This is a genomic window from Pseudomonas sp. YeP6b (assembly GCF_025642995.1).
Classification (GTDB): domain Bacteria; phylum Pseudomonadota; class Gammaproteobacteria; order Pseudomonadales; family Pseudomonadaceae; genus Aquipseudomonas.
The window spans coordinates 2,581,507-2,608,370 of sequence record NZ_CP080090.1; the positions used below are offsets into that span (position 1 = coordinate 2,581,507).

Sequence of the window (26,864 nt, forward strand, 5' to 3'; positions counted from 1 at the left end):
TCGGCTGTCTTTTCATATTTATGATTTGGTATGAGTGATTCTGGGTTTGTTGTTTGATTTTTTGTTTGTATCTTGTTTTTTGGCTGTATTTTGCTCGTCTCGCGAGTGTCCGCCTCTACGGATGCATCGAAACTTAAAATTAAAATTTCATTGTGTTCAGGTGTTTGTCGAACTTTTTCATTATATGGCTGAGCCACAACAGTCCTGATGGCCATTGATGAGGGTAATAGTAATAGCAATACTGTTCGTAGAGGAGGTTTTCTTGGAGGTCTGACTCATTTGTGTAGGAGTTTATCAGCTCAAGGATTTCTTTTTTTACGGAAATTATTACGTCTTTAGACGAGTCTTGTAAAAAGGAATCAATGACCTCATCGGCTGATGAGTATTCCTCAGTCCAGTCCTGATTGAAATAGGCGCCAAAAAACTGCTGGAGTTCTGTCAATGGTTTGTTCATTTTTCTAATGGGTATCCTGTCAGTAATAGGTAGCCTTTCGGCATGTTATGCTTTCGCTTTAAAACTAGCAAAAATTTATAAGCGGGAACTGATTTGTCAGTTCCTCTAATGACGCTAACTCCTACCGCCTGACTTGAGTTTTCTCTAATAATAAGTTTATCTTTTTTTCCTTTTAGGAATTCCAATATGTCTTGGTTGTGTGTCGCTAAGCTTTTGGATACGAGTGCTTCTGCCTCCTCTAAAGTTCTGAATGTAGATGCCGCTGGAATATTTGGCTCTGACTCAAGCCTTGCGGTTAGCTGAGCGTCCGTTTGATCTATGTGCTTCCTAATTAGGTGCCCCCCTGACTTTTCATGCGAGTCTAGTACAGGGGCCTTGCTTGATTGAAGGGGGTCGACGTTTGAGCCAGGGCACCCTCCAACCTTGCAACTTAATCCCAGCGGATCCACCCATCCCGTAGGATTGGGCGCGTACTGGTACGCGTTGATCCCACCGGCCAGCTTCACCGGGTCGGGAGTCAGGTAACGACCAATATCTGGATTGTAGTAGCGATGGCGGTTGTAGTGCAGCCCGCTTTCTTGGTCGAAGTATTGGCCTTGGAAGCGCAGCGGGTTGTCGATTTTATTGATGTCTAGGCGAGCAATTTCACCGTAGGCGCGGTAGTGCGCGGACCAGACGATTTCGCCGTCAGGTGCCGTGAGTTCTTGCGGGGTGCCAAGGTGGTCGAGTTGGTAGTGGAAGGGCTGGGTGTCTTTTGGACCAAAGCCTTCCAGCAGTGCCAGCGGACGGAAGCTCTCCGGTTCGTAGATGTAACGGCGATGGCGATCTGCGTGATGCTCCGCGATCAGCTTGTCGCCTTGCCAGAAAAACTCCGTGGTTATGTCATCAACGGTTTTGCTGATGCGCCGACCAAACGGGTCATAGCGGTAGCTGGCCGTTTGCCCGTTCGGTTGGGTAATGCCGATCAACCGATGCTGACAGTCGTAACGGTACTCGGTGACGAGCTGGTGACCCTTACCGCGCCTTTGGCGGATGAGGTTGCCAAAGGCGTCATAGTCATAATGATGATCGCCTTGGATCACTAACCGGTTACCCGCAACGATGTCCGGCCCAGGACGGTCTTGCATCAGCAGGTTGCCGGCTGGGTCATGGCCAAAGCATTCCTGCACATCTTGCGAGTGATCCGCTCGAGTCAGGCGGGCGAGGGGGTCGTAGTGGTAGTGGTGTTCACCTTTGCGAGTGTCTAGCAGGCGGGTCAGGTTGCCGGTTTTGTCGTAGTCGTAGTGGCGGCGGTAGAGGTCATGGTTTTCTTGAGTCACCGCGTGGGCGTGCAGGCGGTTTTGCTCGTCGTAGTGGTAGTGGCTGAGGAGCTGGCCTTGTTGGCGCTGGCGTTCTCGGCCGGTTTTGAACAGGTGAGACGTGAGGGTTTTGCCATTCAGCTCGACGGTGGCGAGGTGGCCGCCTTTGTCGTGGTTGAAGGTGAGACGATTGTTGTCCGGCAGGCGCAGGTTTTTCAGCTGGCCGCAGGCGTCGTAGCCGTAGCGCAAGGTGCCCCAGCCTTGGTGTTCGGCGGTGAGGCGGCTTTGGGCGTCGTATTCGTAGGCTAGCGCCCAGTGGCCGTCGTCGACGCTGAGGAGGTTGCCTTGGCGGTCGTAGGCGTAATCAACAACTCCACCGTCGGGCAGGGTTTTTCGTACGAGGCGGCCGGCAGGGTCTCGCTCGTAACGGGTGACTAGCTGACTGCCATCGTCGCCGTGTTCGGTCTTTTCCAGCAGGTTGCCGTTGAGGTCGTAGACGTAGGCCGTGCGCTGGCCGTCAAAGCCGATTTCTTGCTGGATCAGCCCGTTGAGGTGGTAATCAAGCTGGTAGGTTTCGCCAACTTCATTTTCGATCTCTGTCAGCAGCAACCGGGCGTTGTCGTAGCGGTATTTGACCTGGGTGCCGTCAGAATTAATGCGCCGGCTGATCAGGTGCAGGCCGTCGGCATATTCGTAGCGGGTGACGTGGCCCAGTTCATCGCGTTCGGTGGTGATTTTTCCGTAGGGGTTGTAGCTGTATTCCCGCGTTGCACCATCGGGCTGGGTCAGTTTCTGCAAGCGCGCGGCGGCATCCCATTGATACTGGGTCAGCGCGCCATGCTCATCCTCGCGCGCAACCTGTCGTCCAACATCGTCATAGCGATAACGCTTAACCCCACCATTCGGTAGTTGCTCTTCGGTGAGCTGGCCACGCTCATTCCAGACCAGCCGGTGACACCCGTTATCTGGGTACCAAACCCCAATCAGTTGCCCATGTTTGTTGTAGGTGTAGTCCGTAACGTGGCCATCAGGATCAGTCTTACGCGTGACGTCGCCCTGGTCATTACGCTCATATTTCCAAACCGCTTCACCACGCCGTACGACCCGTACGAACCCGTTGTCATGCTCGTAGGAAGTCGGCTCATCCTCTCCAGGAAACATCGCCACCAAGCGTCCGGCTTCGTCGTATTGATACGCCGTCACCGCCCCCAGCGGGTCCTGCTCAACCGTCAGCCGGCCCTTGGCGTCATAGGATTTGAAATGCTCAGCGCCGTCCGGATCAATGCGCTGCACCAGCCGCGCCCACTGGTCATGGACATAAACTTCCTGGCTACCATCCGCGTTGTGAACCGTAACCTTGCCGCCGTTTTCCCACAGATACCGCGTGTCCATCTGCGAAAAACTGGCCCAATGCCGAACACAGCGCGCCGCCTTACCAGCCCGTTCCCACTCCCAAAAGAAACTCGCCCCACCGGCCAACTGCCGCTCAAGAATGACGTGCTGATCGTCGTACCGATAAACCTCGCTTTCACCTACGGCATTGGTCGCTGAAACCAGTCGTCCAGCCTCGTCATAACCGTAGGAAACGACGTTCTGCTCGGTCACCCAAACATACGGCTCACGCCCTTTGGCACGATGAACCTGATAGTCAACGGCAACAATGCGACCGAGTTCGTAGCGTAGAAATAGCGACCGACCGGCACCGTTATCCAGCCGCTCAACCCGCCCCAAGCGATCACGAGAAATCCGCAGCCGGTTGTCATACGGATCGCTGATCGCGGTCAGCACACCGTCGCGAAAGTGATAAAACCGTGACGCCTGAGCCAGCACCAACTCATCAGGCAGCGACCCTAAGTAAATCGCCGCTTCCGCCAAGCTGTTGGTAATCGCCGGCCGTGAGGCGGTAGGCAACGGAAACTCAGTACTGCGGTTCTCATGATCCGTCCAAACCACCGAATCACCGTCCACCACCAACCGCTGCGCCAGCGAGTGACTCCAGCCAAACCCCAACCCACAATCCACTTCCACCGCACTGGTGCGGTACAAACGGGTCCACTCAAACGGCAAAATCCCGTCCAACGCGCCATCGGTAAGGGTCAGCAATTCCTCGCCGGTCACCATCGACACTGGGCAGCCATTAGTGGCCGTTTTATCCGCAGGCGCCGCCGCATCTCCCTGCGGATTCTTCGCAGCGACAGGCACATCATCGACATGTTCCTGGCGCACCAACGCCGTCTTCTGCGTCTTGCTGCGAACCGCTGGCACCGCGTTCGTAACCAGGTTCTCCCCAGCCTTCAACGGCGCACCTGCCACCGTGTTGATCGACGTCGCCGGCCCTGCGAGCAATATCGGCTTAGCCGCCTCAACATGGGCATCCAGGCGAGATTTGCTGAACTGGCTGGCCATGTGTTCCAGCCACTCGCGCGCTCGGCGAGACTTGATGCCGCCCAGCACCTTGGTGCTCAGACGTATCACAATACCCATGCCGGCAGTCGCAAGGCCCAGCAGCACGTTGATCAGTACTTCGACGCTGATCGACCCCAGCAACTCATTCATATACGGCGGCGGCATCATCCGCATCCAACTGACCATGGCCGCCAAGTAGATGAACAGCAGCGGCTCATCGCTCAGCACCAGCAGGCCTTTGGCGAGGGTTTCGGCGCTGACCTTCAGCAGTTTTTCGAGCTCGGCCTGTGACAGGTAATGCAGCAGCTTTTCGGCGTTCGCCAGTGGGTGAGCCAGCCACTCAACCAGCTGTTTGAGCGTGTCCCAAAGCGAGTACAGTGCATCGCCAAAGCCTTTGGCATACGCCTGGTGCAGCGAGAGATAGCGTTTGAGGAAATTTGCCTCGGCGTAGTTCTTCCACAGCGGCGCAAAGGTGCCGTTCCACTCACTGCGCAGCCAATCTTCCAGCGGTGCAATGACCGACTGATAGGAGGCATGCAGCGCCTTGAAGTGTTCTTTGGAAACGTTGGGGTAAAAACTGACTCGGTACTTCTGGTTACGATCACACTCGGTGATTTCCAGAATGCCGCTGGGCCCGATGGTTTTATGGATGGGTTCGCCCAGCGGGCCACCGTTGGGGTCGACACGTTGTAACACCACGGGCGTGTTGCCAATGGGCACGAATCGAGCACTCTGGAACATATGCACCAAGGTCAAGGTGCCGTCTTGCTTGCACGCTGCAACGGTGGTGCTGGGCAGGATAGAGCGATCGATCGGCGCGACGAGCGCCACCTCATTCCCGACTTTGAATACCTGCTCGACATCCAATGCCGAAAAGCTGAAAAAGCTCTCCGCCCAGGCGTCGTAGGTATTGAGGCAGCGTCTGAAATCGCTGAGAACGGATTCGACGTCGCGCGTCTTTGAATCCATGGCGGCCAGCACCAGAAGGCCAATAGCTTGGCTGGTGGCGGCGATCAAAAGACAGCCCCAAAAACTAGGGCTTTAACGGAAAAAACCATCTGCAATCCCTCGCACTGTGTGATCAGGCGAAGGACTTTGCAGAGGTTTTCAGGCGGTATCTGTAGAGCTTATCCGGTAGTTATGTGGGATGTTTCAGTAGTCCTTGTCAGCGCTGCGCAAACGCCAAATTCAACCCCAGTCCTGCAAAGGCTGCCGCAAAACTGCAGCGCAGCCAGTTCTGCACTCGAGGCGATTCGATCACGGCACGGCGGAAGCCATTGGCCAGCAGGCCATAGATCACGAAAACCGCAAACGTCATCGCCATGAATACGCCGCTCAGTACCAGCATTTGCACGGCGGGCGCGGTGCTGCCGAGGGTGACGAATTGGGGCAGAAAGGCCAGGAAGAAAATCGTCAGTTTGGGGTTGAGGATGTTCAGCAGCAAACCCCGGAGCATCAGGCTGCGCGCTGTGGCTACCGTCGGTGCGTCATTCATGGCGAAGGCCGAGCGATCACGCCAGGTGGCGTAGGCCAGGTAGAGCAGGTAGGCGACGCCCGCATATTTGAGTACTTCAAACGCCAGCGCGCTGGTGTGCAGCAGCGCGGAAAGGCCGAGCACGGACGCCAGCAAGTGGGGGAGGATGCCCGCGGTACAGCCCAACGCTGCGAACACGCTGGCGCGCTTGCCGGCGGTGAGGCCGGTGGACACGGTAAAGATCACACCGGTGCCGGGGATCAGCACGACGATCAGGCAGGTAACGAAGAAGTTCACACTGAGCATGGCATTCAAACTCCTGTAGGAATGGTCGATGACAGATCCTGTCACGTTAGTTTGCGGCTGGCGAGTGCAGCATGTCGGCGAACCCCGGTTAGACTTACCTGTCGATATGCGCAATGCCGGCCCGTCGTTAGCCAAGGAAACCCCATGTATTCAAGCCGCCTGATCCTGTGCCTCACCACGTTGCTGGTGCTGGCCGGTTGCTCCACTTCACGCAGCCCGCAACAGCCGGAACGCAGCGAGGCCGAGGTGACCGCGCAGATTGTGCGGCTGCTGCCGGCATCGGTACCGGACCGTAAAGGCTGGGCCCAGGATATCTACACTGCCTTTGACACCCAGAAGATCTACCCCAGCACCGAAAATATCTGCGCCGTGCTGGCGGTGACCGAGCAAGAGTCCACGTACCAAGTTGACCCTGCGGTGCCAAACATGGGCAAGATCGCCCAGGATGAAATCTTGCGGCGCGCCGGCAAGGTCCATGTGCCGGCCTTTGTGGTACGTAGCGCGCTGCAATTGCGCTCGCCCACGGGCAAGTCCTACGCCGATCGCTTGAGTGCTGCGCGCACGGAGAAGGACCTGAGTGGGATCTTTGACGATTTCATCAGCGTGGTGCCCTTGGGCAATACCTTGTTCGGCGGTTTCAACCCGGTGCATACCGCAGGCCCCATGCAAGTCAGCATCGACTTTGCACAGAAACAGGCGCGGGGTTATCCCTACACGGTGGATGGCACGATTCGCCGGGAAGTCTTCACGCGTCGCGGCGGCATGTATTTCGGTATCGCCCACTTGCTGGGCTACCCGGTCAATTATGACCAGCCGTTGTACCGCTTTGCTGACTTCAACGCCGGTTGGTACGCCAGCCGTAATGCCGCGTTCCAGGCAGCGCTCAGCCGTGTCACCGGTACCGAGCTGGCGCTAGATGGGGACTTGATTCGTTACGGTTCATTATTGCCGGGCACCACCGAGCTGGCGGTGCGCTCCCTGGGCGCCAAGTTGGACATGCGCAACCCCAGTATCCGCAGCCAGTTGGAGAAGGGTGAGCAATTGGACTTTGAGGAAACCACCCTCTACAAACGCGTGTATGCACTGGCTGATAAAGCTGCGGGCAAGCCAATGCCAAGGGCGATCTTGCCGGGCATCGTGCTCAAGAGCCCGAAGATCACTCGCAACCTGACGACAGCCTGGTTTGCCAAGCGAGTGGATGAGCGGTATCAGCGCTGCATGAAGCGCTGATCATCGTGACGATTCGACAAGCCCGCTCGCCACAGGAAGCTCGTTTGCAGCAGTACGCCTGCCCACCACAACAAAGCGGCGCCACAGCCACACCCACAGCCACACCACCGGGAACGCCAGGATCACGAACGGCAGCACATAACTGGCGCGCTCCAAGGCGTCTGCTGTGCCGCCCACTAGGTTGTCGCCCAGGTTGCTGAACATCCGGCTGAAGCGTGACGGCTGGTTCGCGCCATCGGATGAGCGGAAATTCAGGGTCACGCGGTTGGTATCAAGGCGGCGTTGCTGGCCTGCGGCGACCTGGGCGAGTTCCTGCAGTTCGTTTTCGATGCCGGCCTGTTCCTTGCTCAAGGCGATCAGGTCGCTGACGGTGATGTCCTTGCGTTCGGTCAGTTCGTCGAGGCGTTGCTGCTGGGCTTGCAGGCGGTCCTGGCGACGGCGCACATCGGCGACTGCGTCGGCCAGGTCTTCGGCGGTGGTGATGCGCTGGCCGAGTTTTCCACCTTCGGCGGCCAGTGCGACCATCGGCTCCACGCCGGTGGGCGCAATGCGCAAGATGATCTCGCCGCCGTTGCCATCCTCGGTGATGCCCAGGATATTGCAGACGCCAAAACGTGCCGACTCACAGGCCTCGCGAGTTGCCTGCATGCGCGGTGCGAGCAGGGCGCCGGGCAGGGCCAGGGTCAACTCGTGCTCATACGCCAATTGCGCGCCGGCTCGGCCCTGTTCGCCGTTGATCACGGTGGCGCGAGGGTGATCCTTGGGCGAACAACCGGCCAGGGCCAAGCCGGCCAGCAAGATCAAAAGCAGCGGTTTTGTTGTGCCGTCCAGGTGGCGCATTGCAGTTCCTTGGAGTGTGCGGGGGAAATTGACCGCGATTAAAGCGGGTCTGGCGGATTTACGCAAAGCATCGCGCAGGATTTGCGTGGCTGATGATGATGGCTGCCTTAGGGGGCAGGGCGTACACCTCAAGCCTTACTCCAAGGATGAATTCGCCATGATCGCCTACGCCGTGCTCGGCCTGCGCGCCGACAACCGTCACGCGAATGGGCGCGGCACGGTGCATGGCGGGGTGTTGGCGACCCTGGCGGATGTCGGCATGGGTTATGCGATGGCGTTTTCCAGTGAGCCGCCGTTGCCGTTGGTTACCGCGAGCATGACCTTGGATTACTTGGGGGCGGTGCAGGTCGGGGAATGGATCGTGGTGCGGTTGGAGCATCACAAGCGAGGGCGGCAGATGGCCTTTGCCACGGTGAGCTTGCAGGTGGGGGAGAAGGTGGTGGCGCGGGCGAATGCGGTGTTTGCGGTGCCTCGTACGGACTGATAATGCCGGTCATTGTGGGAGCAGCAAGCCAGCTCTCACAGTTGGACTGTGGTTTTTCAGGGGTACCGCGTAAAAAGAAAAGGCCCGATTTTTCGTGGAATCGGGCCTTTTCTCATGCTGCTCTTTGAATCAGCTGCGTTCGAGGGCGAGGGCTACACCCTGGCCGCCACCGATGCACAGTGTCGCCAGGCCTTTCTTGGCATCGCGCTTGATCATTTCATGCAGCAGGGTCACCAACACGCGGCAACCTGACGCGCCGATAGGGTGGCCGATGGCGATGGCACCGCCGTTGACGTTGACTTTGTCGGCGTCCCATTCCAGTTCTTTGCCCACCGCCAGCGATTGCGCGGCAAAGGCTTCGTTGGCTTCGATCAGGTCCAGGTCGCCCAGGTTCCAGCCGGCTTTGTCCAGGCAGCGGCGGGTGGCCGACACCGGGCCAATGCCCATGATCGCTGGGTCGACGCCGGCATTGGCGTAACTGGCGATACGCGCCAGAACAGGCAGGCCGAGGGCCTTGGCCTTGTCGGCGCTCATCAGCAACACTGCGGCGGCGCCGTCGTTGAGGCTGGAAGCGTTGCCGGCGGTGACGCTGCCGTCTTTCTTGAATGCAGGTTTGAGCTTGGCCAGGGACTCGGCGGTGGTGCCGGCGCGCGGTTGTTCATCCACGGCGAAGGCCACCGGGTCGCCCTTGCGCTGAGGGATCAGGATCGGGGTAATTTCATCAACAAACCGGCCGGCTTCAATCGCCGCAGTGGCTTTCTGCTGGGAGGCGGCGGCGAAAGTGTCCTGGGCTTCACGGCTGATGCCGTACTTGTCCACCAGGTTCTCGGCGGTGATGCCCATGTGGTAGTCGTTGAACGCATCCCACAGGCCGTCGGTGATCATACTGTCGATCATTTTGGCGTGGCCCATGCGCAAACCGGTGCGCGCGGCGGGCAATACGTACGGCGCCAGGCTCATGTTCTCCATGCCGCCAGCGATGATCACCTCAGCGTCGCCGCAACGGATCGCTTGGGCGCCCAGGTGCAGGGCCTTGAGGCCCGAGCCGCAAACTTTGTTGAGGGTCAAGGCCGGCACGGCGTGGGGCAGGCCGGCGAGAATCGATGCCTGGCGTGCAGGGTTCTGGCCGCTGCCAGCGGTGAGTACCTGGCCGAGGATGACTTCATCCACCTGTGCCGGGTCCAGGCCGGTTTGCTCCAGCAGGCGACGGATTACGGCGGCGCCCAATTGCGGTGCCGGAATGTTCGCCAACGAACCCTGGAAGCTGCCCACGGCGGTGCGGGTGGCAGCAACAATCACGACGTCTTGCATGGAATCTGTCCTCACTGGAAGTGCATTTCTGGAACGTGGTCCGGGACGATCAGTTTACCGGCGGTCTTGCTCACAATCTCTTCAACGCTGACGCCAGGTGCGCGTTCCTTGAGGACAAAAGCGCCATTTTCGATTTCAAGGTAAGCCAGGTCCGTCAATACACGCTTGATGCACTTGGCGCCGGTCAGCGGCAGGCTGCATTGGCTGAGCAACTTGGACTCACCGTCCTTGGACGCGTGGGTCATGATCACGATGATGTTTTCTGCACCGGCCACCAGGTCCATGGCGCCGCCCATGCCTTTGACCAATTTGCCAGGGATCATCCACGAGGCGATGTTGCCGTGTACGTCCACCTCAAACGCGCCGAGCACCGTGAGGTCAACGTGGCCGCCGCGAATCATCGCGAAAGACTCGGCGGAGGAAAAGATCGAGGCGCCAATGCGCGCAGTCACGGTCTGCTTGCCGGCGTTGATCATGTCGGCATCGATGGTGTCTTCAGTCGGAAACGGGCCCATGCCGAGCAGGCCGTTTTCCGATTGCAGCATCACTTCCATGCCTTCGGGAATGTAGTTGGCCACCAGGGTTGGAATGCCGATGCCCAGGTTGACGTAGAAACCGTCCTGCATTTCGCGGGCGACGCGTTGAGCCATTTGTTCGCGGGTAAGAGCCATTGTTTGTCTCCTTATTATTTGGGCTGGCGGATTATTTGCGGACAGTGCGCTGTTCGATGCGCTTCTCGAAGGTGCCGCAGATGATCCGGTCGACGTAGATGCCTGGGGTGTGGATCTGCGCCGGGTCCAGCTCGCCCGGTTCGACGATTTCCTCGACTTCGACCACGGTGATCTTGCCGGCGGTGGCCGCCAGCGGGTTGAAGTTCTGGGCGGTGTGGCGATAAATGACGTTGCCGAAATGGTCGGCTTTCCAGCCTTTGACGATGGCGAAGTCACCGGTGATGGACTCTTCCATCAGGTACGGGCGGCCATTGAATTCACGGGTTTCCTTGCCTTCGGCAACGGGGGTGCCGACGCCGGTGGCGGTGAAGAACGCCGGGATACCTGCGCCGCCTGCGCGCATTTTTTCCGCCAGGGTGCCTTGGGGCGTCAGTACCACTTCGATTTCGCCGCTGAGCAATTGCTTCTCGAACAGGGCGTTTTCACCGACGTAGGACGCGATCACTTTGCTGATCTGTTTTTGTTCCAGCAGCACGCCGAGGCCGAAACCGTCGACGCCGCAATTGTTGGAGACGACGGTCAGATCGCGGGTGCCTTTGCGCTTGATCTCGGCGATGAGGTTTTCCGGAATGCCGCACAGGCCAAAACCACCGGAAAGCACGGTCATGCCGTCTTCCAGGCCAGCCAGCGCTTCTTCATAGGACGCCACGCGTTTATCGAAACCTGCCATATGCACCTCTTTTATTGTTTGTGGGCCAGCCAATGACCTGAGTGTTGCGCCGACGGATTGATTTGTTAAGTTGTTTTTTAAGGTTGATTGATTTAGAAAACAGCATAGTCGACCCGCCGTCCGGAGCAGCCTCATGACAGTTAAACAGATGCGTGCCTTTCTCGCCGTGGCCCAGAGCCTGAGTTTTGCCGCCGCCTGCGAGCGCCTGCACCTTTCCCAATCGGCGCTGAGCCTGACCATCAAGGGGCTGGAGGAGGGCTTGGGCGGTCGTTTGTTCAGCCGTAATACGCGTAACGTTGCGCTGACGCCTGAAGGTGAGTCGTTGCTGCCCCTGGCGCGTCGCTTGATTGCGGATTGGGACAACGCCGAGGATGAACTACGCCAGCGTTTTACCTTGCAGCGCGGCCGGGTGACGGTGGCGGCGATGCCGTCGTTTGCGGGCAATTTACTGCCGCCGATCCTGAAGATATTTCGCGCACGTTACCCTCAGGTGAATGTGACGGTGCATGACCTGATCAACGAGCAGGTGCTGGAGATGGTCCGCGACCGTCAGGTGGAGCTGGGCGTGGCGTTCGAACCGTCCGAAGGTTCGTCATTGGCCTTCACGCCGTTGTACCTGGACCGGTTTATTGCGGTGGTGCCGGGGGATTCACCGTTGGCCCAGCGTGCCGAAATCGACTGGAAAACCTTGCTGGAACAGCCGTTCATTACCTTGCAGCGGCCTTCCACGGTACGGGTAATGCTGGAGGAGCATCTGGGCGCGTTGCAGATGAAATTGCCGGTGGCGTTGGAAAGCCATCAACTGGCAACGGTGGGCAAGATGGTTGCCAATGGCCTGGGCGTCAGCGCGGTACCGGCATTGTGTGCACGGCAGATGGAGGAGGCGGGCGCCCATTGCATCACGTTGAGTGATCCGGTGATTGAGCGGCCGATTGGAGTGCTGACCAAACCTGGCCATGAGCTGTCGGCGGCGGCGCAGGTGTTGTTTGATATCTTTCGGGATGAAGCGGGGAAGGGCAGATTTCCAACCTTTTAAGCGCACCGCAAAACAACGGTGGGAGCTGGTAAACCAGCTCCCACCGTGAGTAAGTTGTACTTAGTAGTAACGGTCGATGACTTTAACTTGCGAGTTGTCTTTGAAAGACGACCAGGCATTGTTAAGTGTGTCGAATACGTGCTCGATAAAGTTCTGGTCGGCGGCTGCCTTCTTGCCGACATAACCCTGGCCGCGGCGGTACATCTTCAGGCGCGCCGCCAGTTCACGGTTGTTTTTATCGAACTCTTCCTCAAGGGTATGGGGCGCCACGCAGTCGATATGGACTTGACCCGATTTTTCGACCCACAAGATATGGTCGTCGAGTGTGTCTTTCTGCGCTGCGAACATCTCAGCCAATTCATCGATAGTGGGTTGGTTGTTCAGATTCATGTGTAAGCCCCTTGACCAGTTGGCGATCTATCAGTTGATTCCGTTAAAACTGCTTAGTTGTCTCCGGCGTGGAAAACCGGGCGTCAGTGAGGGTCTGCCGAATACGGGCAGGGTCTTGAACCTGATGCATGTAGTCTTGCTGATGAACTGCTACGCAATGGTTTCATAACGAAGACAAGCAGCGTTTGAGCTCCTTGTACCGATCCTTACAGGCCGGTCAGCTTCATCAATCTGCCTTGTGGGCAGTGCACATCCGGAAAAAACAGCTCGGCGGTCAGACGAGCTTGTTCAAAACGCTTGTTACCAACGCTCCCGATCCGGGAGACGTCTCGATAATGCAAGGACAAAAAGGTTACGTCAACGATTATGTAGTGATTTTTTTAGGGCACTACATAAATCGTAGTGGGGACGGGAGAATGCGGGAAAACGTGACTTGGGCGTCATTTTTTGTGCGGTTGGTCGAAGGGCTGGGGCGGTCGATTCAGCGATGGATTCCCTGTGGGAGCTGGCTTGCCTGCGATGGCCATAGGTATCGACACAACTTTTTTACGGGTTGAGTACTGTGGTTGACGCGGGGCCGCTGGGTACATATCCGTTATTTGGATCACGGCTGCTATGGGGGCCGCCCTTACGGCGGGTCACTTTTGGAAAAGAGCCCGGAATGCCGGCCCAGCCAAAAGTAACCAAAAGGGCTCTTGCCCCACCACTCGGCACCTCACCTAGGCTCGGTGTGCCCGCACGCAGGCTTGGTTAACGGGGCGCCTCAGATCAAGCTCAAAAGCAGATCAAAAGCAAAGCTGAGGCGGCCTGACAGCCAGCCTGATCTCTGAAGCTGAACTCAATCAAATGTGGGATCGGGCTTGCCCGCGAAGGCGTCGGCTCAGCAAACATTGATGTTGACTGACCCACCGCTTTCGCGGGGATGAGGCGGCCTTTCAACGTTGTGTCGATACCTATGCTGCGATGGCTGTGTATCAGTCAGCAAATGCTTGCCTGACACACCGCCATCGCAGGCAAGCCAGCTCCCATATTTTTGATTTGCGGCGTTCTTACAGTCCCAGTCGCTCGACCAGCAACGGCAACAGCCGCTCGCATGAGGCCTCGACCTTCACCTGCAACAGCTCATCCCCGCGCGTTTTGCCCAGGTTGATGGCAATGACCGGTTTGCCTTGCTCCACCATCGCCTTGCACAGGCGAAAAGCCGAATAGGCCATCAGCGAGGAGCCCACCACCAGTAAACCCTCAGCGTTCTGCACCGCAGCCATGGCCTTGGCCGCCGTCGCCTGGGCGACGTTTTCACCAAAAAATACCACGTCCGGTTTCAACCGTTGGCCGTTGCAGTGCGGGCAGTGCGGGACTTGGAAGCGCTCCTCAAACGCGCGATCAAGCAGCGTATCGCCATCGGGTGCCTGCACGGCATCGACGCCGGCCAGGTACGGGTTCTGGTCTTCCATCACCCGTTGGATCACATCGCGCTCGCTGCGCTGCTGACAATCGAGGCACAGCACCCGGTGCAGGCTGCCGTGCAGTTCGATCACATCATGGCTGCCGGCCTGGTCATGCAAGGTATCGACGTTCTGCGTGATCAGCCCACTGATGCGCTCGCGTTGCTGCAGCGTTGCCAGCGCCAGATGCGCCTTGTTCGGCTGTGCAATGCGCACTCGTGGCCAACCCAGCATCGCCCTTGCCCAGTAACGACGCCGCGCGTGTGGGGTGGCCAGGAACTCCTGGTACATCATCGGCGCCTTGCCCCGGCGCACGCCTTCGCTGTCGCGATAATCCGGGATGCCCGAGGATGTGCTGATCCCCGCACCGGTCAAGACCAAAAAGCGCCGTTCAGTCATCGCCCGGTGCAGGGTGTCGAGGTGGTCCTCTTGGTGTTCCAGCGTGTCGAGCATGGGTTCCCCTATTCGCCGCGGATGTACTGCTCCAGTTGCTTGATCAGGTCAGCCTGTTCGGCAATGGCTTCTTTCACCAAGTCACCAATGGACAGCAGGCCGATCAGCTTGCCATCTTCGACCACGGGCAAGTGGCGCAGGTGACCGTCCGTCATGATGTTCATGCACTTTTCGACACTCTGGTGCTTGTCGACCGTGATGACCGGCGAACTCATGATTTCACTCACGGCCGTTGTCGCGGAAGAGCGGCCCTTGAGGATCAGCTTGCGCGCGTAGTCGCGCTCACTGATCACCCCCACGACCTTACCTTCGTCCACAACCGGCAAGGCCCCGACGTTTTTGGCTGCCATCTGGATCAATGCCTCCATCACCGTCTGGTGCGACTTGATGGTGTGGACCTCCTGGTTTTTCTGGTCCTTGGCTTTGAGCACTTGTGCGACGGTTTTCATGGCGGCCACTCCGGTGTTGTTGTTAGGTAGTCAGCAGGTCCTCTACAGAATCCTAGACGGCCCACGCCGGAACAAGGCCCAAAGCGGCATTAAACCCGTCGAAAAACGTCATTCTCTGGATTTATTCAACGTTTACCCGGCGTTTGTCGGTTTTTTTGCCCGCTTGGGCGTGCCAGTCGCCTTGCGGGGTGCGGCCTTGCGTTTGTTTTTCCACGGCGTGGCGCCTCGGACAGCGGGGCTGGCCGGGCCGGTGATGGTCATGCGCATGCCATTGCAGCGCGCCACTTGTTTACTCATCCACGCCGCCTGCTTGGCGACGAACTCCTCCAGGCTCATTTCACCGCTCTGCACCATGTCCAGCGCCTGTTCCCAGATCGCGGTGGTACCCGGGTCGGCGATGGCGCGTGGCACTGCGTCGATCAGGCTGAACGCCGCCGCAGTAGCTGACAGCGCCTTGCCGTTCTTCACCAGATAACCCCTGTCCAACAGGCCTTGGATGATACCGGCGCGCGTCGCTTCGGTACCGATGCCGGTGGTGTCCTTGAGTTTTTGCTTGAGCAGCGGGTCTTCCACCAGTTTGGCGACGTTTTTCATCGCCTTGATCAAGTCGCCTTCGGTGAACGGCTTGGGCGGCTGCGTCCACAGGTCCTTGAGGTTGACCTTGGCCACCGTGTAATCCTGGCCCTGAATCAGCGTCGGCAAGGCTTGCGGCGCGGGTGCCTCGCGCCCCTTTGCCGGTGCCAACGCTTCGGGCAAGGCGCGTTTCCAGCCTGGTTCGATGATGACTTTGCCCACCGCACGCAAGGCTTGGCCGGCGCAGTCGAAATCCGCCTGGGTGCGATCGTATTCATGGTTGGGCAGGAACTGCGCCAGGTAGCGCGCGCGAATCAGGGTGTAGACCGCGCGATGTTTGCCGGTGAGCTGCCCGACGTCCTTGCCGGCGCCTGTAGGAATGATGCCGTGGTGCGCGCTGACTTTGGCGTCGTTCCACGCCCGCGAACGGCGCTGGGCATCAATATGCGGCATCAGCTCGTTCACCGCCGCATCCGCGCGGCCCAGCGCGGCGAGGATTTTCGGCGCGTCACTGTGCTGGCTTAACGGCAGGTAGCCGCAATCGCTGCGCGGGTAGGTGATGACCTTGTGGGTTTCATAGAGCGATTGGGCGATATCCAGGGTTTCTTGGGCGCCGAGCCCGAGTTTCTTGGAGCAGATTTCCTGCAGGGTGCCGAGGTCGAAGGGCAGGGGCGCCACCTCGCGCATGCGTTCGGTACGCAGCTTCACCAGCCGCGCGGTGGCAGCGTTGCGCATGGCGTCTGCAGCGTCGCGAGCCAGCTGCGGGTTAAGGCAGCGACCCTGGTCGTCACAGGCATCCTCCATGGCGCGCCATTGGGCGGTGAAGGTCATACGCTCATGGCGCAGGTCCACATCGATGGCCCAGTAAGCCACCGGCACAAAGTCGGCGATGCTGCGGTCGCGGTCCACCACCAGGCGCAAGGTTGGGGTTTGCACCCGACCCACCGGCAGCACGCCTTGATAGCCGGATTGGCGCCCGAGCAGGGTGAACAGGCGGCTCATGTTCATGCCGATCAGCCAGTCGGCGCGGGAACGGCCCAGGGCCGAGTGGTACAGGCTGAAGGTTTCGGCGCCCGGTTTGAGCGCGGCGAGGGCCTTGCGGATGGACGCGTCATCCAGCGCCGACAGCCACAGCCGCTGGATCGGGCCGCGATAACGGCAATGCTCCACCAGCTCACGGGCGATCATCTCGCCCTCACGGTCGGCGTCGGTGGCGATCACCAGTTCCTGGGCTTCGCCCAGCAAACGCTTGACCGCCTTGAACTGGCTGGCGGTCTTGGGCTTGACCTGCATCTTCCATTTTTCCGGAACGATGGGCAGGTCGGCCAGCACCCAGCGTTTGTATTTGGCGTCGTACGCATCGGGCGGGGCGGTTTCCAGCAGGTGGCCGATGCACCAGGTGACTGTGACGCCATTACCCACCCAGCAACCGTCGCCGCGCCGGCTGGCGCCGAGCACGGCCGCGATATCTTTGGCCTGGGAGGGTTTTTCACAGAGGTACAGCCGCATGGTCATCACATCAGATCAGGTTGATGCCTTGCAGGATGCTGAGTCAGAAGGATTTGAGCAATCATTATCTGTATGGATGTACAGCTTTAAGTTTCAAGCTACAAGCTGCAAGTAGAGGCCGATCAGCTCCTACTTACCGCTTGCAGCTTGCCCCTTGAAGCTGACTCAGTTGTTATCGATGTCCACATGCCGAGTTTCTTTGAGGCAGAACAACCCCACGATCAAACTCACCCCGGTCACCACCACGGGGTACCACAGGCCATAGAAAATATCGCCGGTGTACACCACCAAGGCAAACGACACAGTCGGCAGGAACCCGCCAAACCAACCGTTACCGATGTGGTAAGGCAGCGACATCGAGGTGTAGCGGATGCGCGTCGGGAACAGTTCCACCATCAGTGCCGCCAGTGGGCCGTAGCACATGGCGGCGATCAGGATCAGCACCACGATCAGTACCACCACCATCACCTTGTTGACCTGAGCCACATCCGCTGAAGTCGGGTAGCCGGCCAATGTCACTGCGCCGCGCAGGGCCGCTTCGTCGAAACCGTCGATGCGCACATCACCCACGCTCACCTGCACTGGGCTGCCCGCTGGCGCTGCGCTGCTGCTGTACGGCAGGCCTTGCTTGACCAGGAAGGTCTTGACCTTGTCGCAGGGGCTGTCAAACCGCGCCTTGCCCACCGGGTCGAACTGGAAGGTGCACGTGGCCGGGTCCGCCAGTACAGTTATCGGTGCCTGACGGCTGGCCTGGTCCATCGCCGGGTTGGTGTAGTGCGCCAGGCCCTTGAAGATCGGGAAGTACAGCGCGGTCGCCAGCAGCAGGCCGAGCATCAGCACCGGCTTGCGACCGACCTTGTCCGACAGCCAGCCAAACAGAATAAAGAACGGCGCGCCGATCACCACGCTGATGATCAACAGCATGTTGGCCAGGGCCGGGTCCATCCTCAGGAATTGGGTGAGGAAGAACAGCACATAGAACTGCGCCGCGTAGAAAGTCACCGCTTGCCCACCGTTGATGCTGAACAGTGCAATCAGCACCACCTTGAGGTTTTCCCATTTGCCGAAAGACTCGCGGATCGGCGACTTGCTGGCCTTGCCTTCCTCTTTCATTTTCAAGAAAGCCGGCGACTCATGCAGGCTCATGCGGATCCAGGTGGAAATGCCCAGCAGCACGATGGAAAACAGGAACGGAATGCGCCAGCCCCAGACTTCGAATTGGTCGCCGGTGAAGTAGCGGCAGGCCAGCACCACCAGCAACGACAGCAACAGGCCGAGGGTGGCGGTGGATTGAATCCAGCTGGTGTGCAAGCCGCGTTTGCCGGCCGGCGCGTGTTCGGCCACATAAGTGGCTGCACCGCCGTATTCACCGCCCAACGCCAGGCCTTGCAGCATACGCAGCACGATCAGGATGACCGGCGCGGCAATGCCAATGCTGGCGTAGGTCGGCAACAGCCCGACACAGAACGTGGCCACGCCCATCAGGATGATGGTGACGAGAAAGGTGTACTTGCGCCCGATCATGTCGCCCAGGCGGCCGAACACCAGCGCGCCGAACGGGCGCACCACAAAGCCGGCCGCAAAGGCCATCAAGGCAAAGATAAACGCCGTGGTGTCGTTGACCCCAGCAAAGAATTGCTTGCTGATCACCGCCGCCAGGGCGCCGTAGAGGAAAAAGTCATACCACTCGAACACCGTCCCCAGGGACGAGGCGAAGATGACTTTTCTTGATTCGCTGCCGGTGCTCGCGCTGACGGCCGAGCCCAGGGGTTGAGCATGTTCTGACATTGGGTAACCCTCACAGTGATTATTTATTGTTGTTCCACTGTCGGCGCCGGGTGCGGCGCCGCTATTCAGATTGCATGAACCGTTTCTTTCTGCGGGGCGAGGCTCCTTGTGTTCGGCGAAAGAATCAACTGCGCGGCTTTCTCCGCAATCATCAGTGTCGGTGAGCAGGTGTTGCCGGACGTGATGCGTGGCATCACCGAGGCATCGGCGATACGCAGGCCCGGCACGCCATGCACGCGCAGTTGGGCATCGACCACCGCGTCTTTGTCGCTGCCCATGCGGCAGGTGCCCACCGGATGGAAGATCGTCGTGCCGATACGCGCGGCGGCTTCGTGCAGTTGCTCTTCGGTTTGCAGTGAATCGCCCGGCAGGTATTCCACCGGTTTGAATTGGCTCAAGGCGGGTGCGGCCACGATGCGCCGAGTCAGGCGGATCGCATCGGCAGCGACTCGCAGATCTTCCGGATGGCTGAGGTAGTTGGGCCGAATCAACGGTGCATCCGCCGGGTTGGCGGAGCGAATATCGATACGGCCACGGCTTTGTGGGCGCAGGTCGCAGACCGAAGCGGTAAACGCCGGGAACGCGTGCAAAGGTTCGCCAAAGCGCTCCAGGGACAACGGCTGCACATGGTATTCAAGGTTGGCCGAGGTCTGTTCCGGGCCGGAGCGGGCAAACGCGCCGAGCTGGCTGGGCGCCATCGACAGCGGGCCGCTGCGGTCATACAGGTAGCGCAGGCCCATGCCCATCTTGCCCCACACGGTGCCCGCGATCTGGTTCAGGGTGCGCGCGTTTTCCAGTTTGTAGATCAGCCGCAATTGCAGGTGATCCTGCAGGTTGCCGCCCACGCCCGGCAGTTCGTGCACCACGTCGATGCCCAACGGCTTGAGCACGTTGGAGGGGCCGATCCCTGAGCGTTGGAGGATGCCCGGCGAGCCCACGGAACCGGCGCACAGCACGATTTCCTTGCGCGCTTTCCAGCTCATCTGTTGGCCGTTTTGACGCCCGAGCACGGTGCAGGCGCGGCCGTTTTCCAGCACCACGCGGTCCACTTCGACGTCGGTCAGCACGGTCAGGTTGGGCCGCTGGCGGATCGGCTTGAGAAACGCCTTGGCCGCGTTCCAACGCACTCCGGCCTTCTGGTTGACTTGGAAGTAGCCGCAGCCTTCGTTATCGCCCCTGTTGAAGTCGCTGATCGGCGCGATACCGCTTTGCGCCGCCGCGTCGCGAAAGGCATCCAGGATCGGCCAGTGCAGGCGCTGTTGCTCAACGCGCCACTCGCCGCCATCGCTGTGAAATTCCGAGCTGCCGGCAAAATGGTTTTCGCTCTGCTTGAACAACGGCAGCACATCGTTCCAGGCCCAACCCGGGTTGCCCTGGGCCGCCCAACCGTCGTAATCCTGGGCCTGGCCGCGCATATAGATCATGCCGTTGATCGACGAACAGCCGCCCAGCACCTTGCCGCGTGGGTAACTCAGCGCACGGCCTTGCAGGCCTTCCTGGGCTTCGGTCTTGAAGCACCAGTCGGTGCGCGGGTTACCGATGCAGAACAGGTAGCCGACGGGGATATGGATCCAGGGGTAATTGTCGCGGCCACCGGCTTCGAGTAGCAGCACGCGATGGGCGGGGTTGGCGGACAGTCGATTGGCCAGCAAGCAGCCTGCGGGGCCGGCGCCTACTACCACGTAATCGTATTCAGCAGCTGCAATGGGCATCTGAGGTCTCGCTTGTTTTTCTTATTGGCCCCATCCTAGTTGTTAGTTTTCGTCTTAAAAATGTTAGTTTTTACCCAGCTGCTGTGCGTTTTTAAACAGCGCGGCTCAGGCTCTCGCATTGGAGGCGACATGTTCGACTGGAATGACCTGCGGTTTTTTCTCGAGTTGCAACGCAGCGGCCGCTTGATCACCGCCGCGCAGCGCCTGAAGACCACCCACGCCACTGTGGCCAGGCATATCGAGGCCATCGAGAAGAGCCTCGGCACTGCGCTGTTCGTGCAGCACGCTCAGGGCTATGAGCTGACGCCCTCTGGCGAAGCCCTGCTCAAGCACGCCGAAGCCATGGAAAACGTCGCGCTGCTGGCTGAAGACGAACTCACTCATTCCGCTGCGCCGCTGGGCAAGATTCGCCTCGGTGTGGCCGAAGGTTTGGGTGTGATGTTCCTCGCCGGTCGCATGGGCGGGTTGTTCGACCGTTACCCGGGCTTGGAAGTGGAACTGGTGGCTGTGCCGCGCTTTGTCAGCATCCTCAACCGCGAAGCGGAAATCAGCATCCACCTGGAACGGCCCAGCGTCGATCAGTTGGTCACGCGCAAACTCACCGATTACCGCCTGGCGCTCTACGCCAGCCGCGCCTATCTGGAGCGCAACCCGCCCATCGAGAAACGTGAAGACCTCGCCGTGCATGCGTGGATCGATTATGTGGATGACTTGCTGTTCAGCCAGGAATTGAAGTTCCTTAGCAGCTTCTGCCGCAACCCCAAGGTGGTGTTTCACAGCACTAGCGTGATTGCCCAGCACCAGGCGGCGCGTTCGGGTTTGGGCATCGCTGTGTTGCCGTGCTTTATGGCGGCGGGTGACCCGGATTTGGTGGCATTGCTGCCGGGGGAGGGGATTGAGCGTAGCTACTGGATCAGCTCGCGCCGGGAGCTGCACAAGTCGGTGCGGTTGCGGGTGTTGTGGGATTACGTGGTGGAGTTGTGCGCGCGCGAGCAGAGGTTGCTGCTGGGCGAATCTCACTGAGTAGGCCGGATCAAAAATGTGGGAGCGGGCTTGCTCCCACAATTTTGACCGAGTTCAACTGCCAGCACCGCAGTGCTCTGCTTTTCTGTGGGCGCTGGCTTGCCTGCGATGGCATCAACGGTGTGTCACTGATAGACCGAGGTGCCTGTATCGCAGGCAAGCCAGCTCCCACATGGGCTCTGCGTTTACAGGACCCAAGGGGGCTCACTTACCTTAAAGCTTCACCACCTGATGCACCTGCTCGGCACACGCCCGGGCTTCGTCAATCATCTTGCCAAACGCCTCACTGGCAACCTCGGCATGGGTCAGCCAACGCGTCTTCTGGCTTAGGCGATAGTGATAGCGCAGCCCGTCGTCCAACCGTTTCCCTTCCAGGTCCAGGTCATACCACGGCGAGCGCACCTGGCAGCCGGGAATGGCTTTTTCCATTTTTCCGCCCGTCAGCGTGAAGCTGTAGTCGTAGGTCTCAGGGTTGCCCAGGTAAAGGTCGGCCTGTTGATCGTGGCGGCGGTAGTTGATGAAGCCATCCCAGCGGCCTTTGAGCGACTCATCGGTATAGACGTAGTCATTCGCCAGTTTTTCCAGGGCGCGCTGGTCGTTCAGGGTTGCGTTGACGGTGTAGCCGTCGTGGACCACAAAGGCGGTGGGCGGGCGGGTGATCTGGCAGTCGCTGATGTCGTTGCCAAAGTGGGCGCAGAGGTTCTGGTCGGTGGCGGTGGTGCCTTGTTGGCGGTCGGCCACGCTCATTTGCATCAGCGGCAGGCGGCTGAAGGTGATGGTGGCCTGGGTGGCGCCATTGCCCTGTTTGTCGAAGTGCACCTGTTTATCCAGGCGCAAGGTGGTTTCGGGGTGTTCCAGCGGGATCTGTTCTTCGCGTACTTGACCCTGAGCATTGTTGACCAGCACCCAACGGTCCTGGATGTCGGGCATGGTCTGGCCTGGGGCGAACACCGGGTTGGTCGGGTCCAGCCACCAGACCTGGCCGTCCACTTCGGTGCGCACGATCGCATGATCCGGCGCATTGGTGCCGGGGATCAGTAATGCATACGCCACGTCGCCGCGGCTGACCCAGGCGGTCTCAGCCTTGATGCCGCTGGCTTTGAGCATCGCGGTCAGCAAGATCGCCAGGTCTTTGCAATCGCCATAACCATGCTGCTCGATTTCAGCCAGGTCGAACGGCACATAACCGCGCTCCGTGGCGCGCCAGTCGCCCAGGTAACGGTAGTGATCATTGATGTGCTGCATCAGCGCGGCGACCCGTTCCGCCGGCGCCAAGCGGCTTGCGGCTGCCACCGCGGCGGCCGCTTGTGCAGGCAGGTTGGCAGCGAGGATCTGGTTGTAGCGCTGGGCAAAATCACCGAAATACGCCTGGCGATCGAGGGCGCTGCCCACTTCCAGGCGCGGGATGCGTAACAGCGCGGCGCTGGAAGATTCGTTGATGTAGTTGAGATAGGTCGGGGCTTTTTGCACCACGTCCAACGTCTTGCCATTGGCCGACGGGGTCACTGTGAAACCGTCGAGCAGTTCGCTGCGCCACTGGATCGGTCGCTCGGCGGTAAAGCGCGCCTTGATGTGGTCGCGACGGAACGCGCTAGGGCCAAACGTAAGGGCATAGTGAAACTGGGTCACCAACGGTTTGGCGGCGTGATGTTTGCGCACGGTGTAGCGAATCTGTGTGCCCACGCGTAGGTTCGGGAAAGCCAGTGAGGTCTGCTTGTCGCGGCTGAAGCCCTGGTCAGGGTTGGGCGCGGTGCGCGTGTCGATTTGCGCGGCATCCAGGGCGACCGGCTTGGCGCCAGGTTGGGTGGATTGCGCGCTGACCACTTCAAAGGTGTCGCCTTCGGAGTAATCGAAGTCTATGCGCGACAGGATCTCGCGGCCGTTGGGCTTGAGGATGGTGTAGTGCTGTGTGGTGGTGCAGTCGGTGCTGGCGTCGCGGTTGAAGTGGCAATGTAGCTCGGTGTCGCTGGCCAGCGGGGCTTCGGCCATGGGTTGCAGTGCGGCGCTGACGGAATGGGTAACCAGCCCCAGGCTGATAGCAATCAAAGAGCGGTGACACGAAAATCGGTACAAACGGGACATTGGCGCCTCGGGTGACACATTGAAACAACTACCCGACGGGTAGTGAGAAGGCGACGGATGATAATGGGTCGCAACAAAAAAAGCCAGGATTGTTCGACAATCTATCTGGCTGAAAGCCCCGTGCTAGAGCCTTTTCTTTGATGTGTATCATGGTTTTCGCAGTTCGAACTCGGCGCTGGCGAGCTTCTCGCCGTTGACCAACACATGCACCCAATGCGTGCCGGGGTAGTGCTTGCGGGTGGTCAGTTCACGAATGTGTTGTTCGCGGCGAATGCTCTGATGCTCGCCCGCGCCGAGGGTAAATGCCTTGAGTTTGAACACTTTGGCCGCGCTATGACCGGCGCTTTTCACGTAGTCGACGGCGTAGTCCACCACCAGTTTTTGCGCGGTGGCCGCGGTGGATTCGAGGCTGAACGAGAGGCTGATGCGCTCGCCCAGGTTGATCACCGCCGGGGTGACGGCCAGGTGATGAATCTTCACCTCGGCCTTGGCCCCGGCGCCCATGAGCGTCAACGCGCGGGTGTTGCCTTGTTTGATCAGGCTGCGCAGCGCATGGCGGGCAATCCACGCAGTGTGCGGGTTATCCAGGTGCCAGCCTTCGATCAGGCTGAGCACCCAGCCTGGGTCATCCTTGGTGATGTCGTTGAGGTGGTTGGCCACCGACTTGCGTACGTACAGGCTGCTGTCAGCCTTGAGGTTATTCAGGATCGACGCGCACAGCGCGGGGTTGGCCTGCACTTGGGCCAGGCGAAAGGACCACGGCAGGCGAGGGCGCGAGCCTTCACTGGCCAGGCGGCGCACGTGATCGTTGGCATCCAGCGACCATTCCTGCATCACCGCCAAGGTGCGCTCGAAGTCGTGCAGCAAGAAGTGGCGGATGGCAAATTCGGCAGAGCCAAACGTGGTGAAGTACTTGAGCGCGGCCATGGAGCGTTTGAAGTCACCCAGGCCGTAACTCGCCACGTAGTGCGGCAGGAACAGACAGACAAAGGCGCTGTTCAGGCGCGGCGCCAGGGCGTAAAGCAGCTTGAGGGTTTGCGCGTAGCCCAGTGGGATCACCGCATGCAGGCTTTCGCTGACCCGCGCCATGCGCTGCATCACCGACAACTCGGCAAGCCCCACCTTCGCGTGCTTGAGAAAGCCCTTGGCATCGAACGCCGGGTATACCGCCGACATCTCGACGGCGATGTGTTGCAGGCGTTCGACGTTGAAGATTTCCTTGAGGGCTGGGGCGCTCTGCTCGGTCATGGGTGGGGCTCGGTCATCGGTGGTTCCAGGGGTTAGAGAAACCAGCGGTATTCCCGCGCGTTGATCTCTTGTTGAAAGGCCAGGTGGTCCTGGCGTTTGTTCTCGCAATACACGTCGACAAATTCTGCGCCCAGCTTATCGCGCAATATCGGTTGATGTTGCATGGCGCGTACGGCCTCGAGCATTTCCACGGGGAAATCGGTGCCGCTGAGGCGGTCTTCGTTCAGGGGGGCGATAGGTTCTTGCTTGGCTTCAAGGCCATGCTCAAGCCCTGCCAGAATCGCCGCCAGCACCAGATACGGATTGGCATCGGCACTGGCCAGGCGGTGCTCGATGCGCAGGTTGCGCGGGTCGGACTCAGGGATGCGCACGCACGCATCGCGGTCTTCAAAGCCCCAGCTGGCGCGGGTTGCGGCGTTGACCGTGCCACCCAGACGGCGGAAGGCGTTGTGGTTGGGCGAGAAGATCGGCATGCAATGCGCCAGCAATTCCAGGCAGCCGGCCACCGCATGGCGCAGCGGTTGCTGCTGGTGCGCGGCGAGCAAATTATTACCCGCCGCGTCGTAGAGGCTGACATGCACATGCATGCCGCTGCCGGGGTATTGGAGGTAGGGTTTGGCCATGAAGCTGGCGCGGTAACCGTGCTTGAGTGCAACGCCACGGGTGCTGCGGCAGAACAGGGCGGCCCAGTCGGCGGCGCGCAGGCCGTCTTCGAGGTGGCCGAAGTTGATTTCGAACTGGCCGGGACCGATTTCGGCAGTGATCACCGTGATGTCGATGCCCTGGTCCTTGGCGGTTTGTGCCATGTCGTCGAGCACCTCGCTGAAGCGCGACAACCGTTCGATGTGCAGGTTGGGTTGGTCGTCGGCGTCATCGCTCAGCGGGTCGCGGGCGAATTGCGGCAGGCCGTTGTCGAGCTTCTTATCGAACAGGTAAAACTCCAGCTCAAAGGCCACCACCGGATGAATGCCTTTGTGCTGCAAGCGCTCCAGCACCTTGGCCAGCACTTCGCGAGGTTCGAATTCGATCGGCGCTTCGGTGCCATCCGAGGTGATCAACATCTGCCCCAGCGGCTGCGACTCCCAGCTCACCGGCTTGAGCGTGCCCGGCACCAAGCGCCGGTTGGCATCCGGGTCGCCGTCGTGAAAGCAATAGTCACCAATCTTGAACAGCCCACCCTGCGCCCCGAGCAGCACGGCGTTTTGCGGCAGCTTCAGCGGGCTGCCGGCGGCGACCTTTTCGAGCATGTCCACCGGGTAGCGCTTGCCGTAGAAATGCCCGGGAATGTCCAGGGCGATCAGGTCGACGTAACGCACGTCGGGGTGGTTCTGGCGAAAGGTCCGTACTTCGGCCAGCAACGTGGAAGACTGGTTTTTCACGGGGGTTGCTCCTAGTTGTAAACCCATAGTACGCGGGCGGGCAGATCAGTCAGGTTGGCGTAGCGGCAATGCGCGAAACTGGCCAGGTGGAAGCTGTCGCCAGGGCCGAGGGTGACCGAATCCGGCTCGCCTTCCACCCACAGCGTCAACTCGCCCTCCAGCACAAAACCGGCCTGCTCGGCGCGGTCGCTCATGGTGTGTTCACCACTGTTGGCACCGGGCGCGAGCAAGCTGTCGAGCATCGAAAAGGCGCCGTTCATGCTGGGCGAGACGAGGATGTCGGTGATGCCATTGGCGTAATACACCGTGCGCCGTTCGTTGGGGCGGGTGACCCAATCCACCGCCTTGGGTTTGGGCAGGCTGTAGAAGTAGGTGGTGGGCACATCGAGGGCGTGGCTGATGGCGGTCAGGTCGGCCACGGTGGGGCGCGACAGGCCGCGTTCGACCTGGGAAAGGAAGCCCACCGAGCGCTCGATTTTTTGCGCGAGTTGCGCCAGGGTGAGTCTCTTGTGCTTGCGCAGGTCGTGGATCAGCACGGCCAGGGCGTCAAGTTCTTGTTGTTGGTTCATGAAA

The 26,864-nt window shown here is 59.7% G+C and carries 21 protein-coding genes; 4 read left to right on the forward strand and 17 right to left on the reverse strand.

Going from position 1 to position 26,864, the window contains the following annotated elements; translation table 11 throughout:
* Positions 1–139 precede the first annotated feature (139 nt).
* The 3 genes from KZH41_RS11660 to KZH41_RS11670 all read right to left on the reverse strand — a co-directional run bounded on the left by KZH41_RS11660 (position 140) and on the right by KZH41_RS11670 (position 5,938).
* The gene (locus KZH41_RS11660) at positions 140–454 is read right to left on the reverse strand and encodes a contact-dependent growth inhibition system immunity protein (protein WP_242155443.1); all 315 of its coding nucleotides are present in this window, start codon (positions 452–454) and stop codon (positions 140–142) included.
* The gene (locus KZH41_RS11665; protein ID WP_263275099.1) at positions 451–5,127 is read right to left on the reverse strand and encodes an RNase A-like domain-containing protein; all 4,677 of its coding nucleotides are present in this window, start codon (positions 5,125–5,127) and stop codon (positions 451–453) included. Before KZH41_RS11665 ends, KZH41_RS11660 begins: the two co-directional genes overlap by 4 nt.
* 196 nt (positions 5,128–5,323) lie before the next feature.
* The gene (locus KZH41_RS11670; RefSeq protein WP_094952382.1) at positions 5,324–5,938 is read right to left on the reverse strand and encodes a LysE family translocator; all 615 of its coding nucleotides are present in this window, start codon (positions 5,936–5,938) and stop codon (positions 5,324–5,326) included.
* A 144-nt stretch (positions 5,939–6,082) separates the two neighbouring features.
* Between KZH41_RS11670 and KZH41_RS11675 the strand changes: the two genes are divergently transcribed.
* The gene (locus KZH41_RS11675; RefSeq protein ID WP_263274854.1) at positions 6,083–7,168 is read left to right on the forward strand and encodes a DUF1615 domain-containing protein; all 1,086 of its coding nucleotides are present in this window, start codon (positions 6,083–6,085) and stop codon (positions 7,166–7,168) included.
* Here the strand turns inward: KZH41_RS11675 and KZH41_RS11680 are convergent, their stop codons facing one another.
* Positions 7,169–8,008 (reverse strand): DUF4349 domain-containing protein, encoded by an 840-nt coding sequence (locus tag KZH41_RS11680; RefSeq protein ID WP_263274855.1) that lies wholly within the window; start codon positions 8,006–8,008, stop codon positions 7,169–7,171.
* Between the two features lie 85 nt (positions 8,009–8,093).
* Here KZH41_RS11680 and KZH41_RS11685 point away from each other — a divergent pair, with 85 nt between their 5' ends.
* Entirely contained in the window at positions 8,094–8,492 is a 399-nt protein-coding gene (locus KZH41_RS11685; RefSeq protein WP_263274856.1) for a PaaI family thioesterase, read from the forward strand.
* 129 nt (positions 8,493–8,621) lie between these two features.
* Here the strand turns inward: KZH41_RS11685 and KZH41_RS11690 are convergent, their stop codons facing one another.
* From KZH41_RS11690 to KZH41_RS11700, 3 genes are read right to left on the reverse strand one after another with little or no spacing between them, the layout of a single operon-like run.
* A complete protein-coding gene (locus tag KZH41_RS11690) occupies positions 8,622–9,803 on the reverse strand; it encodes an acetyl-CoA C-acetyltransferase (RefSeq protein WP_094952385.1) in 1,182 nt (393 codons plus the stop codon).
* 11 nt (positions 9,804–9,814) lie between these two features.
* Positions 9,815–10,474, reverse strand: a complete 660-nt coding sequence (locus tag KZH41_RS11695; protein ID WP_094952386.1) for a CoA transferase subunit B — start codon at positions 10,472–10,474, stop codon at positions 9,815–9,817.
* A 31-nt stretch (positions 10,475–10,505) separates the two neighbouring features.
* A complete protein-coding gene (locus KZH41_RS11700; protein WP_058425579.1) occupies positions 10,506–11,204 on the reverse strand; it encodes a CoA transferase subunit A in 699 nt (232 codons plus the stop codon).
* A gap of 133 nt (positions 11,205–11,337) precedes the next feature.
* Between KZH41_RS11700 and KZH41_RS11705 the strand changes: the two genes are divergently transcribed.
* Positions 11,338–12,240, forward strand: coding sequence for a LysR family transcriptional regulator (locus tag KZH41_RS11705; protein ID WP_094952387.1), 903 nt, complete (start codon positions 11,338–11,340; stop codon positions 12,238–12,240).
* Positions 12,241–12,300: 60 nt separating this feature from the next.
* Here KZH41_RS11705 and KZH41_RS11710 read toward each other — a convergent pair whose 3' ends face one another.
* From KZH41_RS11710 to KZH41_RS11735, 6 genes are all read right to left on the reverse strand, one after another.
* Positions 12,301–12,630 (reverse strand): hypothetical protein, encoded by a 330-nt coding sequence (locus KZH41_RS11710; RefSeq protein ID WP_094952388.1) that lies wholly within the window; start codon positions 12,628–12,630, stop codon positions 12,301–12,303.
* A 1,049-nt stretch (positions 12,631–13,679) separates the two neighbouring features.
* Positions 13,680–14,528, reverse strand: a complete 849-nt coding sequence (locus tag KZH41_RS11715) for an NAD-dependent protein deacetylase (RefSeq protein WP_242155453.1) — start codon at positions 14,526–14,528, stop codon at positions 13,680–13,682.
* Between the two features lie 8 nt (positions 14,529–14,536).
* Positions 14,537–14,977, reverse strand: a complete 441-nt coding sequence (locus tag KZH41_RS11720) for a CBS domain-containing protein (protein ID WP_094952389.1) — start codon at positions 14,975–14,977, stop codon at positions 14,537–14,539.
* Between the two features lie 132 nt (positions 14,978–15,109).
* Positions 15,110–17,059, reverse strand: coding sequence for a DNA topoisomerase III (locus tag KZH41_RS11725; protein ID WP_094952406.1), 1,950 nt, complete (start codon positions 17,057–17,059; stop codon positions 15,110–15,112).
* Between the two features lie 165 nt (positions 17,060–17,224).
* A complete protein-coding gene (locus tag KZH41_RS11730; RefSeq protein ID WP_094952390.1) occupies positions 17,225–18,847 on the reverse strand; it encodes an MFS transporter in 1,623 nt (540 codons plus the stop codon).
* A 65-nt stretch (positions 18,848–18,912) separates the two neighbouring features.
* Positions 18,913–20,559, reverse strand: a complete 1,647-nt coding sequence (locus tag KZH41_RS11735) for a GMC family oxidoreductase (protein WP_242155455.1) — start codon at positions 20,557–20,559, stop codon at positions 18,913–18,915.
* Positions 20,560–20,688: 129 nt separating this feature from the next.
* Here KZH41_RS11735 and KZH41_RS11740 point away from each other — a divergent pair, with 129 nt between their 5' ends.
* Positions 20,689–21,582 (forward strand): LysR family transcriptional regulator, encoded by an 894-nt coding sequence (locus tag KZH41_RS11740; protein ID WP_242155457.1) that lies wholly within the window; start codon positions 20,689–20,691, stop codon positions 21,580–21,582.
* Between the two features lie 213 nt (positions 21,583–21,795).
* On the opposite strand, the gene KZH41_RS11745 is transcribed toward KZH41_RS11740, so the two are convergent.
* From KZH41_RS11745 to KZH41_RS11760, 4 genes are all read right to left on the reverse strand, one after another.
* Positions 21,796–23,655 (reverse strand): DUF3857 domain-containing transglutaminase family protein, encoded by a 1,860-nt coding sequence (locus KZH41_RS11745; protein ID WP_094952407.1) that lies wholly within the window; start codon positions 23,653–23,655, stop codon positions 21,796–21,798.
* A gap of 156 nt (positions 23,656–23,811) precedes the next feature.
* Positions 23,812–24,912 carry a DNA alkylation repair protein gene (locus KZH41_RS11750; protein ID WP_094952393.1) on the reverse strand — a complete coding sequence of 367 codons (1,101 nt, stop codon included), beginning with the start codon at positions 24,910–24,912 and terminating at the stop codon, positions 23,812–23,814.
* Positions 24,913–24,944: 32 nt separating this feature from the next.
* Positions 24,945–26,291 (reverse strand): glutamine synthetase family protein, encoded by a 1,347-nt coding sequence (locus KZH41_RS11755; RefSeq protein WP_094952394.1) that lies wholly within the window; start codon positions 26,289–26,291, stop codon positions 24,945–24,947.
* Positions 26,292–26,302: 11 nt separating this feature from the next.
* A complete protein-coding gene (locus tag KZH41_RS11760; protein ID WP_242155461.1) occupies positions 26,303–26,860 on the reverse strand; it encodes a helix-turn-helix domain-containing protein in 558 nt (185 codons plus the stop codon).
* Between the last annotated feature and the right edge of the window lie 4 nt (positions 26,861–26,864).